Source organism: Winogradskyella sp. SYSU M77433, assembly GCF_029911945.1.
Taxonomy (GTDB): Bacteria; Bacteroidota; Bacteroidia; order Flavobacteriales; family Flavobacteriaceae; genus Winogradskyella.
This window is the reverse complement of the sequence record NZ_JARYTG010000001.1, coordinates 18,801-35,948: the sequence shown is the minus strand read 5'-3', so window position 1 is coordinate 35,948 and position 17,148 is coordinate 18,801. Positions and strand designations below refer to the sequence as shown.

The following is a 17,148-nucleotide window of genomic DNA, read 5'->3' as shown; positions in this document are numbered from 1 at the left end:
AGATAGCAAGAGTGATGCTATTATTTCTTTAAATTTCTAACTCTTTCTAACAAAGTTGGATGTGAATAATGCATAAATACATAGGCTTTGTGAGGAGTTAAATTGCTTAAACTGTTTTTAGACAGCTTTTTTAAAGACGTAATTAAAGGTTCTGCTTTGTAAGTGTTTTTGGCATAATCATCTGCTTGATATTCAAAAACTCTTGAAACGTAATTCATAATCAAACCTGTAATTTCTGAAATAGGTGAGTAGAGTAATCCAAAAGCAATTAACCCAACGTGAAAGCTAGGTTGTTCTACACCTATGGCATTAGACAATAATGGATTTGAAATAAAAATCGATAAAATATATAATGTCAATCCGGTAAGTAAAACAGAAGCAATCAAATTGAAAATAATATGATTGCGCTTATAGTGCCCAACTTCGTGTGCTAAAACCGCAACAATTTCTTCATCGTCTAAATCATTGACCAAAGTATCGTAAAGTGTAACACGTTTTTCACTTCCAAAACCCGAAAAATACGCATTGGCTTTAGTGCTACGTTTAGAACCGTCAATGATGAATATTTTGTTCAGGCTAAAACCAACAGAAGCAGCATAGTCGGATATTTTTTGGCGTAAATCACCATCTTCTAAAGGAGTCTGCTTATTGAATAGTGGTACGATAAGTTTGGAATAAAACATATTCATAAATACAGTGAATACCGTTACAATTCCCCAGGTGTATAGCCAGAATTGATTTTCTGTAATTTGATAAAACCAAATAATCAAAGCTATGATGCCTCCACCAATTATAACAGTCATTAACAAGCCTTTGATTTTATCTAAAATAAAAGTCTTTTTTGTGGTTTTGTTGAATCCGAATTTTTCTTCAATGACAAAGGTTTTGTAATAACCAAATGGTGTGGTAATGATATCGCTGGCAATCATAATAATGCCAAAGAAAATTAAGCCAATAATAATTGGGTTCTCTGAGTAGTTTCTGGCTATATTATCGACAAATTCAAAGCCGTCTAAAAGCAAAAAGCCTAAAGTTAGTACTAAAGAAAACAATGAGGACCAAATGCCAAATTTATAATTGATTGTCTTGTAAGCTTGCGACTTTTTGTATTCACCTTCATCGTAAACGTCATTTATTTCAGCAGGAACAGCATCGTTAAAATGTTTGGCATTTAACGCATCTAGAATTTTATCAATAACAAAATCGATGATTATGATAGCTATGATGATATAAAATAGGGTTTGTGCGGTCATTGTGTGTTTTTATTTTGTCATTGCGAGCGTAGCGTGGCAATCTTAAAACTTAAGAAATTGCGACGTCATTCGTGTCTCATTCCTCGCAATGACATAATTATTTAAAGTCTCGTTGTCTTTTGGCTTCAAAAATAAGAATTCCAGCAGCAACAGAAACATTCATAGAATCGATAACGCCTTGCATAGGAATACTGATATTTTGCATTGCAGCATCTCGCCATTCTTGGGTTAAGCCAGTAGCTTCTGTACCAACGACGATAGCAGTAGGTAAGGTGTAATCTTGTGTGTGATACGGTTGTGATTCTTGCAGAATAGCAGAAAAAATATTGAAATTATAACGCCTTAAAAAATCAATAGCTTCAGTAGTACTCGCCGTGGCAATTTCAGTCGTAAACACACAACCAACACTAGAGCGAATAATGTTAGGGTTGTATAAATCTGACTTTGGATTGGCAATAATCACAGCGTCTACATTGGCAGCATCCGCAGTTCGCAATAAAGCGCCAACGTTACCTGGTTTTTCGGGTGCTTCAGTAACTAGAATTAAAGGATTTTTATTAGAGAGTTTTAAATCTTCAAGTTGGTGTGCTCTACTCTTTACGACAGCAATAACACCTTCAGTAGTATCACGATGTGCCAATTTTTGAAAAACTTCTTTTGAAATTTCAATAATTTCAATACCGTATTGAGACATAGCTCTGGCTTCAGTTTCAGAAAACAAATCAGGAAAAAACAAAAGCGTGTCTACTTTGTAGCCGCCTTTTATAGCTAGTGATAATTCACGTTTACCTTCTATTAAGAACTGACCAGTTTTTTTGCGTTGCCTAGATTTTTCTTTTAGTTGCACAAGTTGTTTAATAAGAGGGTTTTGTGGGCTTGAAATGTTTTTAACCATTTTAATTTCTATATATTTGGCAACAACAAAATTAAGCTATTATGAAACAAAAACTACTTAACCTATTTTTAATCTTATTTGTCTCATCTTTTTCTTTTGCTCAGGTAGCAAATCAACCTTCAGACTTAATGGTTTGTGATGATGATAATGATGGTTTTTTCCTTTTTTTTAACTTAACATTTGCAGATGCAGAAGTTTTAGGAGGACAAAATCCAGCAGATTTTATAGTGACCTATCACGAAACACAAAGTGATGCAGAAAATGGTGTCAACGCATTACAATCTCCCTATGGAAATGTAGTTCCATCATTACAAACTATATATGTGCGTTTGGAAGAAATCAGTTCAGGAAATTTTGATACCACAACATTAGATTTAATCGTAAATTTTTCACCTATTCCTACTCAACCATCATCTTTAGATTTATGTGATGATACAAATGATGGTTTTGCTGAATTTGATTTAACAGTTAAAAATGCCGAAATTATTGGCGCAAATACTAATGTGTCAGTGACATATTATGAAACAATTTCAGATGCTGAAAATCAAACCAATCCTATATCTAATCCTACATCTTATACAAACCTTACAAACCCTCAAACTTTATTTCTAAGACTAACGGATCTTACTAATGGTTGTAGTTACTTTTATACTTCTGGAAATTTGACCATTAGAGTTCTGCCTAGTCCTGATTTATTAGAAAACCCAGATGATATTGAAATTTGTGATGATGGGAGTGGATTTTCCATATTTGATTTAACTACTAATGAAAGTTTCTTAGACCCTTCTGGTGAAGGTTTTTTAATGAATTATTATGTGTCTTTAGTTGATGCTGATTCTGGAACTAATGCTATTAGTAACCCTGAAAATTATGTAAACACTAGTAATCCTCAAGAAATTTATGTTAGGGTAGAAAATGATGTCACAGGGTGTTATACACTTACTAGTTTTGATATATGGGTCAATTCACTGCCAGAAGTTGTAGCTGTGACAGATTTTGTTGTATGCCAAATAAACTCTGAAGGTATTGCTAATTTCGATTTAACATATAAAGATGAAGAAGTTCTTGATGGTTTAGATCCAGTTAATTTTTATGTTACATACTATGCAACTATAGTAGATGCACAAACACAAAGTAATGCTCTATTAAGTCCTTGGATTAATACTTCAAATCCAGAAACAATATATTTTACAATTACAAATTATAGTTCAGGTTGTACATCGGCTATACAAAGTTTTGATTTGATTGTTAACGAAGGAGTACAAGCAAATCCTAGTATGTCACCAATTATTTACGAACAATGTGATGATAATATAGAAACAGATGGAGATATAAGCAATGATAGTGTTCAGTTTGATTTATCAAATATGGATGCACAGGTCATTGGTGGTCAAGATCCATCAGAATTTACAGTAAGTTATTTTGCAACATTAATAGATGCTGACATGGGTATAAATCCTTTACCAGTATTATATCAGAACATAAGTAATCCACAAATTATATATGCTAGATTGGAAAATAACAACTCAGTTTGTTACGATACAACAGAAGCTACCTTATTAGTAAATCCTTTACCTTATTTTTCTATTAGTGATATAGCCTATTGCCAAGGGGAGTCTGTTGTAATTGATACAGGTTTGGATAGTAATAATTATTATTTTTCATGGTATTATGAAGGCGCAAATATTACAGGAGAAACTCAAGCGACTTTAACAGTTACTCAACCGGGAGTTTATTCTGTTAGTGCTACTTCTGTATTTGGTTGTGGGATAACTTCAACAGAAATAAATATTGAAGAGGTAGACTGCACTGACTCAGACTCTGATGGAGTTATTGATAGTGATGAAGATATTAACGGTAATGGCAATTTAGATGATGATGATACAGACAATGATGGTATACCTAACTATCTAGATAGTGACGATGATGGTGATAATATACCAACAGAAGTTGAAGTCGGAGAGGTTTCGGGACGAAATAGTTCAACAGTTTTACACCAATTTATAGATACAGATAACGATTCTATTGAAAACTATTTAGATAATGACGATGATGGCGATGGTGTTTTAACCATAGACGAAGATTATAATAACAATGGAGATCCAACGGACGATGATACCAACTCTAATATGATTCCAGATTATTTAGAGGCTGCGGTAGCACTTAATGTCAATAATTTTAATGTAGAAGCTTTCAAGATCTACCCAAATCCAGCAAAAGCGACTTTATACATCCAAATGGATAATATTTATTCAAATGTAGAAGTGTCAATTTATGATGTTCAAGGCAAACAAATAGGATTAAGTAAGACTTTAAGTTCTAATATCACTGAATTAGATGTTTCAAATTTTGAATCAGGAATTTATTTTGTCAAACTTTCTAATGATGAAATATCGGTTACAGAAAAACTGGTAATTCAATAAGTACTTATTCGAATAGATACATTTTAAAGTCTCAGAAAAACTCTGAGGCTTTTTTTGTAAAGTATTGTTTCTGTTTTCGTCCAATATCACAACTAATAACCAAAACATGAAGAAAACAGTCTATCTTTTATTATTTACAATTATTGCTTCAGCTTGTAAAAATGAAGTAAAATCAGAAATCCCAACTATTACTAAAGAAATCGAAAAAGAACAGATTACTACTAGTATTTACCCGGAAACTATAACTAAAGTTTTTGATGCTCATGGAGGCATAGACAACTGGAATAAAATGAGAATGCTATCCTTTACTATGGAGAAACCAGATGGTAAAGAAGTAACGACAATAAATCTTAAAACGAGAGCTGAATTGATTGATACGCCAGACTATACAATGGGTTATGATGGAAAGTCGCAATGGGTTTTAGAAAAGAACAACAAGCCTTTTGCTGGAAATGCAAAATTCTATAAAGGACTCATGTTTTATTTTTACGCCATGCCTTTTGTACTTGGAGATAACGGTATTTCTTATAAAGAAATAGAACCATTGACTTATGACGGTAAAACTTATCCTGGGATTTTAATTTCCTATGAATCTGGTATTGGTGAATCACCAGATGATCAATACAAGCTTTATTATGATAAATTGACAGGAGAGATGGCTTGGCTAGGTTACACGGTTACTTTTGGTGAAGGTGAAAAAAGTAAAGATTTTCATTTTATAAGATACAATAATTGGCAAACTCTAAGTGGGTTAAAGCTGCCTAAAAGTATGGATTGGTATAAATACGAAAATAATCAGCCTACTGAAAAGCGAAATACTATTGAGTTTGTAAATGTATCTATTTCTGAAGAAGTATCAAATAAACAAATGTTTTTAAAACCTGAGGAAGGCAGATTGATAGAGTGATATAGCCTTAAAAGTCTTAAGAATAAGAAGAATACGTTTTGATAAGAGTTAAGGTTTAATCGGATTGAGTTTAAGTAAACTTACTTGTACTTGTATCTTTGTTTTATAAAAAGTTCAATAAAACCATGATTAAAAAGTGTACTGTAATAGTAGTTATGTTGATTACCATATTCTCTTATGGACAAAACAATGCTACAGATAAAATTACAGTACGAGACACTTCTGGTTATGAACTCACATTCCAAAAGAACGTAAGTTACGCAGCTCGAAAATTAAAATTTATTCAAGAACTCAAAACCACTGGTGACAGTCTAATTTTAGAAACGGAGAATCAACCAATTCGTCAAATTGATATTCTTAATGATGATTATTTAGAAACCATCGACGTTTATGACACAAGTGGTAAAGTAGGGCTAGGAAATCTTCCTATAGGTAATTATGTTGTACAGGCTAAAATTGACCGACATTGGGTTGTTATGTACTTAGAGAAAAAAGAAGCTGTTTTAGAAAATAAAATCATTGATGTTTCTGATGAAATTGAAAGAATAACCATTTCCAAAGAAAGCTCAGAAGAAACATTGTTTAATAAAGATATGATGTACTGGGTAGTTTATGAAAGTAATTCTCAGTTTTCGTCTGGAAAAACTATGGGCTTAAAAAGCGTTGAAGAAATAGAAAAGATGATTTCCAAAATTGAATTAGAGCTTAAAACCGAAGACGGAAAAAATAATAAGTTATTTGTTTATGAAGTGTATGATAAATCAAAATTTGTGCGTAAACAGTTAAGAAATAGAAAATATTACCAGTCAAAAAAATCAAAACACTTTAATGTTTCTCCGTTATATTCTTCTGAAGAAAAAAAGATAGTTGTAACACAGTCTTAGGATAAAATAGACTTAATGTTTTTAATTTATAGTATATATAATATAATCTTCATTCCAGGTATGATGCTGTATTGAAGAAAAATTGAATGTAGATTCCAAAAACTTTCTTTCTGTAGGATGCATATAAATAATAGTCATTTTACGAGGAGAATTATCCAAAGATTTTTTTAGGTTATTAATAACCTTTTCAAAAATTATTCCATTAAAAGGGTTATACATAAATAAGATACTATCTTCAGGCTGAAATTCATAGGTTGTAGCATCTCTATTTCAACAGAAATGTTCGATTTTGAATTTGTTTTGGATTCGAAAGATAAAATGTTTCTTTTTGCTATACCACAAAGTTTTTTTGAAAGTTCTATGCCTTTTACTTGTTTAAACCCATAGCTGTTTGCAAGTAGTAGAATTTTTCCTTTTCCACAACCCATATCTATGAAGGTTTGATTTTTAGGTAATTTCAGTTTCTTCAAAATTGATTTAACAAGATATGCATTACACCCTTGATAGTGGACAGAATACTTTGCAATATCATTTTCTCTAATTAATTCTTCGTGAGAAATCCAAGAAACAGTATCGGTACTGTTTTTCCAGTCAAAATATAAATCGTAAAGATGAGAATACATAGCTCTAAATGTCCTTGAGAATCCATCTCTGTGAATTTTTTTTACTGTTCGAATTATAACGTTCAAAATAAATAGTTTTGAATCAAAATAAATTTAATTTACCTTAACTCAATAAATATTAGACGTAAAACAAAAAAAGCGAGCTAAACAGCTCGCTTTTTTTATTGTTCATTTTTGTACTTTTCAGAATAACGTTTCCATAATTCAGTTTGGTGTGTTTCTAAACTAATATTCCTGCCATCAATAAAAGCATGAGTAAGTTGATTGGTGCGCATGTCTAAAGCATCACCTTCACTAATAAATAATGTTGCACTTTTTCCTACTTCTAACGATCCATAGGAATCATCAATCCCTAATATTTTTGCAGCATTTAGAGTTATAAGTTGTAGCGCTTGTTCTTTTGTTAAGCCATATGTTACAGTAGTACCTGCATAAAAAGGAAGGTTTCTAGAGTTCATGCGTTCCATATCACCACTAGGCTCTAAAGCTACTAAAACACCTGTGTCAACAAGCTTTTTTGCTAGCTTATAGGATTGGTCATAATCATCATCTTCCAATTCTGGTCTAGAATGTATACGTCGCAGTTGTACAGAAACATCATTTTGTTTTAAAAAGTCAGCAACATTACCAGCTTGGTAACCACTAACAATAGTAATGTGTTTTACTCCTTGAGCTTTTGCAAAATTAACGGCATCAGTAATGCCTTTTTCATCATCAGCATTTATAAACAGACGTTTAGTGCCATCAAATAACCCAATTGTTGCTTCATAAGGTAAATGACGATTATCTTTTGAGCCCTTACTGTAGCTTTTAGCTTCGTTAAAGTAGTTTTCTACTTCGGTAACTTGTTTGTTGTAGTTTTTGTTTGGTTTTAGACCTGGATCTTCACCAAGCCACCAACGACCACGACTGAAGCTATTTGGCCAGTTGAGGTGAATGCCGTTATCTGTTTTTATAGCAGCATCTTCCCAATTCCACGCATCGTATTGTACTACAGAAGAAGTTCCTGAAATTCGACCACCTCTAGGAACCACTTGCCCTAAAAGCACTCCGTTTGGTCGCATAGATTCTACAACTTTAGATTCAGCATTGTAGGCAATTATACTTCTTATATGTGGATTAAAAGTGCCGAGTTCAGATAAATCATCGGAAGCCTTCACAGCATCTACTTCAACTAAGCCAAGCGTTCCGTTAGAAACAATAAATCCTGGGTAGACGTGTTTGCCTTTCGCGTCAATGATATCCATAGCTTGTCTGGTAAGTGGAGTAGTAGCTTCTGGTCCTATAGTGGTAATTTTTCCATTGCTAACTACAATGATGCTGTTCTCTACAACCTCGCCATTACCAATATGAGCAGTAGCACCAACAATAGCAAAATCTTTAGTTTGCTTAGGTGCTGGCGTTTGTTGTGCAAAGCCTAAGATAGTGCACAACAGAATCAATACGATATTTATTTTATTTAAAGTCTTCATATTTCTTTGTTTTATTGTTGAGCATCTATCGAATCGCAATGCAATAATTTCTTTTCTTTTCTCTCTATTGGTTGTGTTTTTAAACCTTTGTTTTTCTCTTGAAGCATCTTATTAATTAACTCGCTTTTTTCTTTTTTTATAGCATCTCGCATTTGTTGGTCGCGTTCAAGATCAAAATAGGTAACTCCTTCGATAATGGTTTTTTCAGCTTTAGCATAAATTGATAAAGGATGATCAGACCACAATACAACATCGGCATCTTTTCCAACTTTAAGACTACCAACTCTATCTTCTAGATGTAATAATTTTGCAGGATTTAAAGTCACAAATTTTAAAGCGTCTTCTTCGCTAACGCCACCATATTTTACGGATTTAGCAGCTTCTTGATTTAAGCGTCTAGACATTTCGGCATCATCACTATTTATAGCAACCGTAACACCTGCGTTATGCATAATAGCCGCATTGTAAGGAATAGCATCATTAACCTCGTATTTGTAGGCCCACCAATCACTAAATGTTGAACCACCAACACCATGAGCTTTCATTTTGTCAGCAACTTTATAACCTTCTAAAATGTGAGTGAAAGTATTAATATTGAAGTCGAATTGCTCAGCAACTTTCATTAACATATTGATTTCACTTTGCACATAAGAGTGACAGGTGATGAAACGTTCTTTATTAATAATCTCAGCTAAAACTTCCATTTCAATATCTTTTCGGTAGGGTTTACCGCTTTTCTTGAGTTCATCATAAGCTTTTGCACGAGAAAAGTAATCTACAAAAACCTGCTCAACTCCCATACGAGATTGAGGGAAACGCTCATTACGGCTCAATCGTGTTTGTTTTACATTTTCACCTAAAGCAAATTTTATAAACTTAGGTGAATTGTTATACACTAAATCTTCTGCCGCTTCTCCCCATTTTAGCTTGATAATAGCTGAACGACCACCAATAGGATTAGCCGAACCATGTAATATCTGAATAGAGGTTACACCACCAGCCAAGTTGCGATAGATATCAATATCTTCATCATCAATCACATCTTCTATAGTAACTTCAGCAGAAGAATTCTGACCAAATTCATTAACGGAAGCTGTAGCAATATGAGAATGTTCATCTATAATCCCTGCGGTTATATGTTTACCTGTAGCATCAATAACTTTTGCTTTACCATCCGATAGGTTTTTGCCTATTTTGGCAATTTTTCCATCTTTGATTAAAACATCGGTATTTTCAAGGACACCTTCATTTTCATTAGTCCAAACAGTGGCGTTTTTGAATAATAACGTTTCAGATTTTGGACTTTCTTTAAACCCAAAACCAACATTTGGATAGGAAATAGGACTCATAAAAGGCGTATCACTTTCGTCATCAGCATCTTTCTTGTCCTTTTTATCTTTTTCGTTGTCATCTTGTTTTGCTTGCAGTGCAAAAATAGAAACTTCATTTCCGTTTGGTAAAATAGCTTTACCATTTAAGCTATTGTTATTTGTAGTATTTACAACAATTCTTACATATTCTTTTTTTGTAGAGTCTGTGGTTTTAAAAGTTAGTTTTACCCAATCATCTTCGTAAGAAAGTTTGGTGTCGTAATTTATAGAGTCAGATTCTAATTTTGCTTTAGGTTTAGTTATGCTGTTCGAGATATTTAATTTATAGTCATTACCGCTCAATTCAAAAGTGTAATCACCATCAATATCTTTCACATTCATATCAGAAATGATATGTTGCGACCCTTGTACCCAGTTTTCAAAAAGTTTAGTGTCTTTATCAAAAACATCACCAGAAGTAATTAAAAAGTTCGCATAGCTGCCTTCTGCTAAGGTGCCTAAAACATTAGACTTTCCTAAAAGTTTAGCAGGTATCGTTGTTAAAGCTTCTAAGGCTTTTTCTTTAGAAAGCCCGCTTTCAATAGCTTTTAATAAGTTAGATTGAAAAGATTTTTTAGATTTTAGTCCGTGTGTTGTTAAAGTGAAAACAATACCATTTTCAGCTAATAATCTTGGATTATGAGGCTCTTGTGTCCAAGCGCGCATATCACTCAGTGAAAGCGTTGAAGCCAAAAACGGATCTTCAACATCATAAGCTATTCTAAAATCTATAGGAAGAATTATTGTAGCATTACTTGCTTTAACTTCATCTAATCTTTCATATTCATCACCACCACCAACAATAGTATATTGAATATTAAAAGCATCACCAACTTTATCGGCTCGCAAAAGATTAGCTCTACTGCCTGCTTCAAAAATTTGTGGTAGGTTTTTATTGCCGTTTAAAGCTTCGAGCGATAAATCTCTGGTGTCAATATTTCCTGCGGCATACCATTGTGCATCATTGTACATTTGTCTTAACAACGCCATACTTCCCATAATTGAAGAAGGATAGGTTTGACGAGATTTAACGCTAGGTGAAAATGAGAAATGCTGAGCACTTTCGGCATCAACAATTCTCATAGAATTGTCGGCATCAGAGTTTAAAGCAATTAAAGCACTTGTTCCTCTTGCAACACCATCAGGCATATAGGTATTTACAACACCAAAACCTAGTTCGTGTAATTCTGTAGCTTCCTTGTCATTATAAGTAAAACTGTTCATTACATCTTGCTCAGGCATAATATGATCATTCCAATAATAACCACTTCTACTTGGTCCATACTGTGGACCATTACCTCCACGTTCAGGTTTTTTGACTCCAAAAGTGGTGTACATATCAATAAAAGATGGGTAGATACTTTTACCAGATAAATCATTGACCGTTGTATTCTTTGGGATTTTAACCGATGTGCCAACACTTATAACTTTACCATCTTTGATAAGCAGTGTGGCATTGTCTATAACTTTTGTAGGTGAAACGTGAATTTTAGCATTTGTAAATGCTGTGTAATTCGTGTTTTTAGATTTTACACCAGAATTACTTGGGAAGTAATCTTGGGCAAACAACGAAAAACTGCACATAAGCATGAGCAGCCGTAGATGTAGTTTAATCATATGTGGTTAGTTAAATTAGAATTCTAAATATAAGAATTATCATTTCAAGGTACAGCGAATATCTCTTTTTTTAACTTTTAGAGTGGTTGGTTCTCATAATAGTTAACCAAAAGTGCCACAACATAACTGTAACTCTTCATACCGTCGGATTGGTTGTTGGCTTTCAAAAAGTTATCAAATGTTTTTTGAAAAAAAGGTTCGATTGGGTTTTCGTGAGATAACCAAAAGTCTTGCACTTCCTGATAATTTTTAAGGATACCTTTGTTGATTGTGGTTAACATATTTTCATAAAGCTCAGGGTCTCTTCTGTAAATTTCAACTATACAATAGCGTAGTGCAAACGTATAGCCAGAATATTTAAAGTATAGATCTTCATTATGAATAGCAGCCAAACTGCCAATAAAATTAGCTTCATTTTCGGCGGCATAACCAAGTTGGTGAGCCGCTTCATGACAAGCTGTAGTTGGAAATTTATAAATAGGAATAAGGCCATTTACCTGAGCTTCGTTAGTGAAAGGATTTAGATATCCCGAAAATCCCATATACGTTAATGGTAAACTATAAAGTGATTGTTTTATGCTTTTTGGATTATATTTCAAATGTGGATACTCTTTTGACAGTTCATCATAGCCATCTTTTACTTTATTGAATATTTCAGCTTTAGAGTAAGGCAAATCTATTTTTAAACTATCATTTTGAGATAATTCTAAATAAATAGTATTTGATTTTGCGATAAGTCGTTTTGTAAACGAAACGAGTTGTTCGGTTGTGTAGTCAGCTTCAATATCTAAGGATTTGTACAACGGCTGTCTATAATAATTGTAAGCCCAAAGGAGGTGAAATGCAAAGTAAGCTAAAGATAATGTAGCTCCAACATCGAGTAACCATTTGATCGTGTCTTTGTAGATGCGTTTCCTGTTAAGAAATAACCATCTTAGAAGATATATTCCTGCTAAGGTGTACAGTATATCTCCGACAGAAAAAGGAATCCAGCCAAAACTATAATGCATTAGTTTAGAGATAAAAACATATAAGCCATTACTATAAAATTGCTCAATAAACTCAGGTGATTTTTTCAGAATTAAAATAATTACAATCTGAACAACTAAAAAAATAGTATGGCCGAATTTTATGTTTTTTCGCATAGTCTCAAAAATAGAAAAAACTTGTCATTACTTTATTTTGTAAGAATCCATTTATGAAAATTTTAATTCTTGATTAAGAAAAGAATCAACTAGCAAATGATACGTCATTCAGCAAGTCATTTTGTAATTTTGCAATACTAAAATAAACAAACATGAACACAGAAATAAGAGCCTTAGAGCCTAAAGTACTTTGGAACAAATTTGCAGATCTTAATGCTGTACCTCGACCTTCAAAAAAAGAGGAGCGCGTTATAAAGTTTATGAAGGACTTTGGAGAAAATCTAGGTTTAGAAACTATTGTAGATGAGGTAGGAAACGTTATCATTCGAAAGCCAGCAACAGCAGGTATGGAAGACCGAAAGCCAATCGTTATGCAATCGCATTTAGATATGGTACACCAAAAAAATAACGATACCCAATTCGATTTTGATACACAAGGCATCGATATGTTCATTGAAGGGGATTGGGTAAAAGCAAAAGGGACAACACTTGGCGCAGATAATGGATTGGGAGTAGCAACCATAATGGCTATTTTAGAAAGTGATAGTATTGCTCACCCAGCATTAGAAGCACTTTTTACTATAGATGAAGAAACTGGTATGACAGGTGCTATGGGATTAAAAGGTGGTTTGCTAAAAGGTGATATTCTACTAAATTTAGATACTGAAGAGGATGATGAAATCGGAGTAGGTTGCGCTGGTGGAGTAGATGTTACTGCTACACGTACTTATAACGAAGAGGAAACTCCTGAGTTTAAAATTGGTTATACAATTGAAGTTAAAGGTTTGCAAGGAGGACATTCTGGTATGCAAATTCATGAAGGATTAGGAAATGCAAATAAACTAATGAACCGTTTATTATTTGATGGTTTTGAAAATTATGGTTTACGTATTTCTGAAATTGATGGTGGTAGTTTGCGAAATGCTATTCCAAGAGAAAGTAAAGCTATAGTCGCTATAGATGCCGTTAATGAAGCGGCTTTTGAAACTGAAATGAAGGCTTTAGCAGATACAATAAAGCATGAGTTTAAAACTATGGAACCTGACTTAGAAATTAAGATTTCTAAATCTGAAACACCAGAAAAAATCATGGACTTAGGAGTACAAGAAGGATTAACAAGAGCCTTATATGCTGCTTTAAATGGTGTGTATAGAATGAGTCCTGATATTAAGGATTTGGTTGAAACCTCTAATAATATTGCACGAGTAATCGTAAAAGATGGAGCTATTAAAATAGGTTGTCTAACACGTAGTTCTGTGGAAAGTTCTAAATGGGATTTAGCCAATACATTACGTGCTACTTTTGAATTAACAGGTTGCGAAGTAGAATTTTCGGGTAGTTATCCTGGTTGGGCGCCAAATATGGATTCTGCTATCTTAAAAGTAATGGTGCCAATTTACGAGCGTTTAAATAATGGCGAAAAGCCTCATGTAGCGGCTTGCCATGCAGGTTTAGAATGTGGGATTTTAGGACAGAATTATCCAGAAATGGACATGATTAGTTTTGGGCCAAATATTAAAGGAGCACATTCACCTGATGAGCGTGCTCAGATTTCTTCAGCTCAAAAGTATTGGGATTTTGTTTTAGAGATTTTGAAAAACATCCCGAAGAAAGATTAATGTTTTAGATGCTGAAACAAGTTCAGCATGACAATAAGATTAAAAAAAAGCAGCTACTCAGAATGAATAGCTGCTTTTTATCTTTTATTTTGGTTTGCTTAATTAGCAATACTTGTAAGTTGAATATCAAACACCAAGTTGGTTTTTGGAGGTATTGGTCCGTTGCCATTTTCTCCATAACCTAAATAATAAGGTATAAACACTCTGGCTTTATCACCCACTTTCATGTTTAACATCGCTTCTCTAAAACCAGCTATCAAGCCAGCACTTTCATTATAAGGTTTAGAGAAGGGAGCGTATTGCCCAGCTTTATCTTGTCGTTCATCGTATTTGCCATTTTTCTCAGCAACTTCTTTCCAAGTAGTCCAAAATAATGTACCATCTTCAAAATACCCAGCACAATCAATGTTTACTTGGTCTGTTGGTTTAGGTTTTACACTATTACTTTCTTTGGTGAAAATCATAGCCATTCCTGTTGGAGATTCTAATTTACGACCTTCTAAAGAGTCATTCTTTTTAAGCCATTCATCTCTAGCTTCTTTGGCTTTAGCTTTAGCAGCTTCTTTAGCTTCTTCTCTAATTGATCTAAAATTATCCTCAACTTTTGGCATTTCTTCAGAAAACACTTTTGGTGCATCAAAGAATTTAGCCTCTTTTCCTTTTCTGATAATATTTACTTTAGTGATAACAACATCCTCAACAGGCTTATTATTTCTTGCTCTTGGGTTTATCACTTTTACATTAGAAATAGAATCTTGTATTTCAAGCCCTTTAACTAGTTCACCAAATACCGAGTGACAGCTAACTCCAGGTTGGTCACATGGTTTTAAAGCTCCGTTTTCGTCGTAGAAATTTCCTCTTGGGTAAGGAACTTCAGTAATAAAAAACTGGCTTCCGTTAGTATTTATTCCACCAGCATTTGCCATTGATAAAATGCCTGGCTTATCATGCTTAAGTTCAGGGCTAAAATCTGCAGCAAACCTATAACCAGGTGTTCCAGATCCGTTTCCTAAAGGATCTCCACCTTGGATCATAAAGTTGTCCATTACTCTGTGGAAAGTTAGACCATCATAGAATGGTTTATCTTTATATTTTTCTTCAACCATAGGGTGGTTGCCTTCAGCAAGTGCTACAAAATTAGCGACAGTTACAGGTACTTTATCATAAAAGAGTTTAGCTACCATAGTACCTTTGGTTGTTACTATTTCGGCATAAAGTCCATCTTCTAAATCAGGATGATTCTCTTGGCAAGAAATGTTTACCAAGACTAATAATACAACTATTGCTGTAAGAGTTTTTTTAATCATTGTTTTGGGTTATTGTGTTTAAAGTTACTTCGCAAATTAGTGGAATGTTCGTTCCTATTTTATTATCATCACCATAGTAGCCAAAAGCTTTTTGTGATGGAAAAATAAAAGTTACACTCTCTGTTGGTTTCATTAATTTTAAACCCTCGCGTAAACCTGTGAACAGTTCTTCTTTGTCCATAATATAGGTTTTGTTTTGCGTGGTATAAATTTCAGAACCTTGGATATTGGAGACGTTATAATGAAAATCAACAAGATCACCGAATTGAGGTTGTATAGTATCTTCTTCAATCCTATTTTCATAGAAATACCAAAAGCCACTTTCAGAAGTGAGGTATTCTATATCAGGATTATCTTCGATTATAGCTTCAATTTGTTTGTACTCTAGCTCGTTGAGTTTTTTGTTACGCTCAGCAGATTCTTTTAAAAATGAACCAGATTGTACAATCTCTGGCATTCTCGCCTCAGGAGATTTACAGCTTACACAAAGTGCCACAATAAATATGATAAAGAGTAGGTGTTTCATATTATTCTATTTTATTTACCCAATTGAGGGTTATTGGGACAATTGTTGTTTATACTGCGGTAATATACTAATAAATTTGTCAATCGTTGTTTTTAAATCACTTTCACTACGTCCACCAGCAGCATTGGTATGTCCACCACCATTAAAATGAGCACGAGAAAATTCATTAACTGAAAAGTCACCTTTGCTACGCAATGAGACTTTAATAATGTCTTCTTGTTTATTTTCAATAAATATAGCAGCAAAAACAATGCCTTTTAAAGACAGTGCATAGTTAACAAAACCTTCTGTATCTCCTTTTTTAAAATGGTATTCATCCAATTCATCTTGAGATAAAGTGATGTAAGCTGTTTTTAATTCAGGAATTACTTTTAAGTTTTGCATGGCTTTGCCTAGCAACTGTAAACGACTATAGCTATTGGTATCGTATATATTATTGTGAATTTCTGAATTGTTTGCTCCTTTTTCAATTAGGTCACCAATGACCTGATGAGTTCTACTCGTTGTAGCTGGAAATCTAAAAGATCCTGTATCTGTCATTATTCCAACGTAGAGACATGTTGCAATCTCAGCATCAATTTTATCTAAATCGCCAAGCATTTCTATAAAATTGTAAACCATTTCACAAGTTGATGACATGCTTACATCAGAATACATATATGTAGCATAATCATCGGGTTGTTGGTGATGATCTATCATTAGTTTAATGCCTTTTGAAGTTTCCATAGCATTGCCTAAGCCATCACCAGCTCTATGAAAAGCATTGAAATCTAAAGTGAAAAGTAAATCGGCATCTTCAATAAAGGCTTGACAAGCTTCCTGATTAGTATCGAAAATTAAAACGGAATCATTATCTGGTAACCATTTTAAAAAATCTGGATAATCATTAGGGGCAATAACAACAGCGTTGTGATTATAAATTTTCAGATAATGATATAGCGCTAAAGTAGAACCCATAGCATCACCATCAGGATTTTTATGAGGTACAATAACACAGTTTTTTGGTGTGCTTAAGAGTGTTTTTATTTCAGGAATTTGTGCTGTAATCATAGTGGACGAATATACAATTTTTACTTTTTCTGAATTATGGTTTTAATATGAAATTAA

At 33.4% G+C, this 17,148-nt stretch carries 13 protein-coding genes; 4 read left to right on the top strand and 9 right to left on the bottom strand.

Annotation, left to right across the window (positions count from 1 at the left end):
• Nucleotides 1-20: 20 nt before the first annotated feature.
• Both QGM60_RS00175 and QGM60_RS00170 read right to left on the bottom strand, forming a co-directional pair.
• Nucleotides 21-1,253 carry a M48 family metallopeptidase gene (locus QGM60_RS00175; protein WP_281138158.1) on the bottom strand — a complete coding sequence of 411 codons (1,233 nt, stop codon included), beginning with the start codon at nt 1,251-1,253 and terminating at the stop codon, nt 21-23.
• 97 nt (nt 1,254-1,350) lie between these two features.
• Complete coding sequence (locus QGM60_RS00170) at nt 1,351-2,148, bottom strand: RNA methyltransferase (protein ID WP_281138157.1); 798 nt, start codon at nt 2,146-2,148, stop codon at nt 1,351-1,353.
• A 41-nt stretch (nt 2,149-2,189) separates the two neighbouring features.
• Here QGM60_RS00170 and QGM60_RS00165 point away from each other — a divergent pair, with 41 nt between their 5' ends.
• The 3 genes from QGM60_RS00165 to QGM60_RS00155 all read left to right on the top strand — a co-directional run bounded on the left by QGM60_RS00165 (nt 2,190) and on the right by QGM60_RS00155 (nt 6,362).
• The gene (locus QGM60_RS00165; protein WP_281138156.1) at nt 2,190-4,571 is read left to right on the top strand and encodes a T9SS type A sorting domain-containing protein; all 2,382 of its coding nucleotides are present in this window, start codon (nt 2,190-2,192) and stop codon (nt 4,569-4,571) included.
• Nucleotides 4,572-4,677: 106 nt separating this feature from the next.
• Nucleotides 4,678-5,478, top strand: a complete 801-nt coding sequence (locus QGM60_RS00160; RefSeq protein ID WP_281138155.1) for a DUF6503 family protein — start codon at nt 4,678-4,680, stop codon at nt 5,476-5,478.
• Nucleotides 5,479-5,603: 125 nt separating this feature from the next.
• Complete coding sequence (locus QGM60_RS00155) at nt 5,604-6,362, top strand: hypothetical protein (protein ID WP_281138154.1); 759 nt, start codon at nt 5,604-5,606, stop codon at nt 6,360-6,362.
• Nucleotides 6,363-6,556: 194 nt separating this feature from the next.
• Here the strand turns inward: QGM60_RS00155 and QGM60_RS00150 are convergent, their stop codons facing one another.
• The 4 genes from QGM60_RS00150 to QGM60_RS00135 all read right to left on the bottom strand — a co-directional run bounded on the left by QGM60_RS00150 (nt 6,557) and on the right by QGM60_RS00135 (nt 12,589).
• Nucleotides 6,557-7,051 (bottom strand): class I SAM-dependent methyltransferase, encoded by a 495-nt coding sequence (locus tag QGM60_RS00150; protein WP_281138153.1) that lies wholly within the window; start codon nt 7,049-7,051, stop codon nt 6,557-6,559.
• 95 nt (nt 7,052-7,146) lie between these two features.
• Nucleotides 7,147-8,457 (bottom strand): amidohydrolase family protein, encoded by a 1,311-nt coding sequence (locus QGM60_RS00145; RefSeq protein WP_281138151.1) that lies wholly within the window; start codon nt 8,455-8,457, stop codon nt 7,147-7,149.
• Nucleotides 8,458-8,468: 11 nt separating this feature from the next.
• The gene (locus tag QGM60_RS00140; protein WP_281138150.1) at nt 8,469-11,444 is read right to left on the bottom strand and encodes an amidohydrolase family protein; all 2,976 of its coding nucleotides are present in this window, start codon (nt 11,442-11,444) and stop codon (nt 8,469-8,471) included.
• A gap of 77 nt (nt 11,445-11,521) precedes the next feature.
• Nucleotides 11,522-12,589, bottom strand: coding sequence for a DUF3810 domain-containing protein (locus tag QGM60_RS00135; RefSeq protein WP_281138149.1), 1,068 nt, complete (start codon nt 12,587-12,589; stop codon nt 11,522-11,524).
• A 152-nt stretch (nt 12,590-12,741) separates the two neighbouring features.
• Here QGM60_RS00135 and QGM60_RS00130 point away from each other — a divergent pair, with 152 nt between their 5' ends.
• Nucleotides 12,742-14,208, top strand: a complete 1,467-nt coding sequence (locus tag QGM60_RS00130; protein ID WP_281138148.1) for an aminoacyl-histidine dipeptidase — start codon at nt 12,742-12,744, stop codon at nt 14,206-14,208.
• A 98-nt stretch (nt 14,209-14,306) separates the two neighbouring features.
• On the opposite strand, the gene QGM60_RS00125 is transcribed toward QGM60_RS00130, so the two are convergent.
• Genes QGM60_RS00125 through QGM60_RS00115 form a run of 3 tightly spaced genes read right to left on the bottom strand, consistent with a single transcriptional unit; the run spans nt 14,307 to nt 17,091 of the window.
• On the bottom strand, nt 14,307-15,515 hold the full coding sequence (locus QGM60_RS00125; protein ID WP_281138146.1) for a peptidylprolyl isomerase: 1,209 nt from the start codon (nt 15,513-15,515) through the stop codon (nt 14,307-14,309).
• Nucleotides 15,508-16,041 (bottom strand): gliding motility-associated peptidyl-prolyl isomerase GldI, encoded by a 534-nt coding sequence (gene gldI, locus QGM60_RS00120; protein WP_281138145.1) that lies wholly within the window; start codon nt 16,039-16,041, stop codon nt 15,508-15,510. The genes QGM60_RS00125 and gldI overlap by 8 nt, the downstream gene beginning before the upstream one ends.
• A gap of 30 nt (nt 16,042-16,071) precedes the next feature.
• Entirely contained in the window at nt 16,072-17,091 is a 1,020-nt protein-coding gene (locus QGM60_RS00115; protein WP_281138144.1) for a bifunctional oligoribonuclease/PAP phosphatase NrnA, read from the bottom strand.
• Between the last annotated feature and the right edge of the window lie 57 nt (nt 17,092-17,148).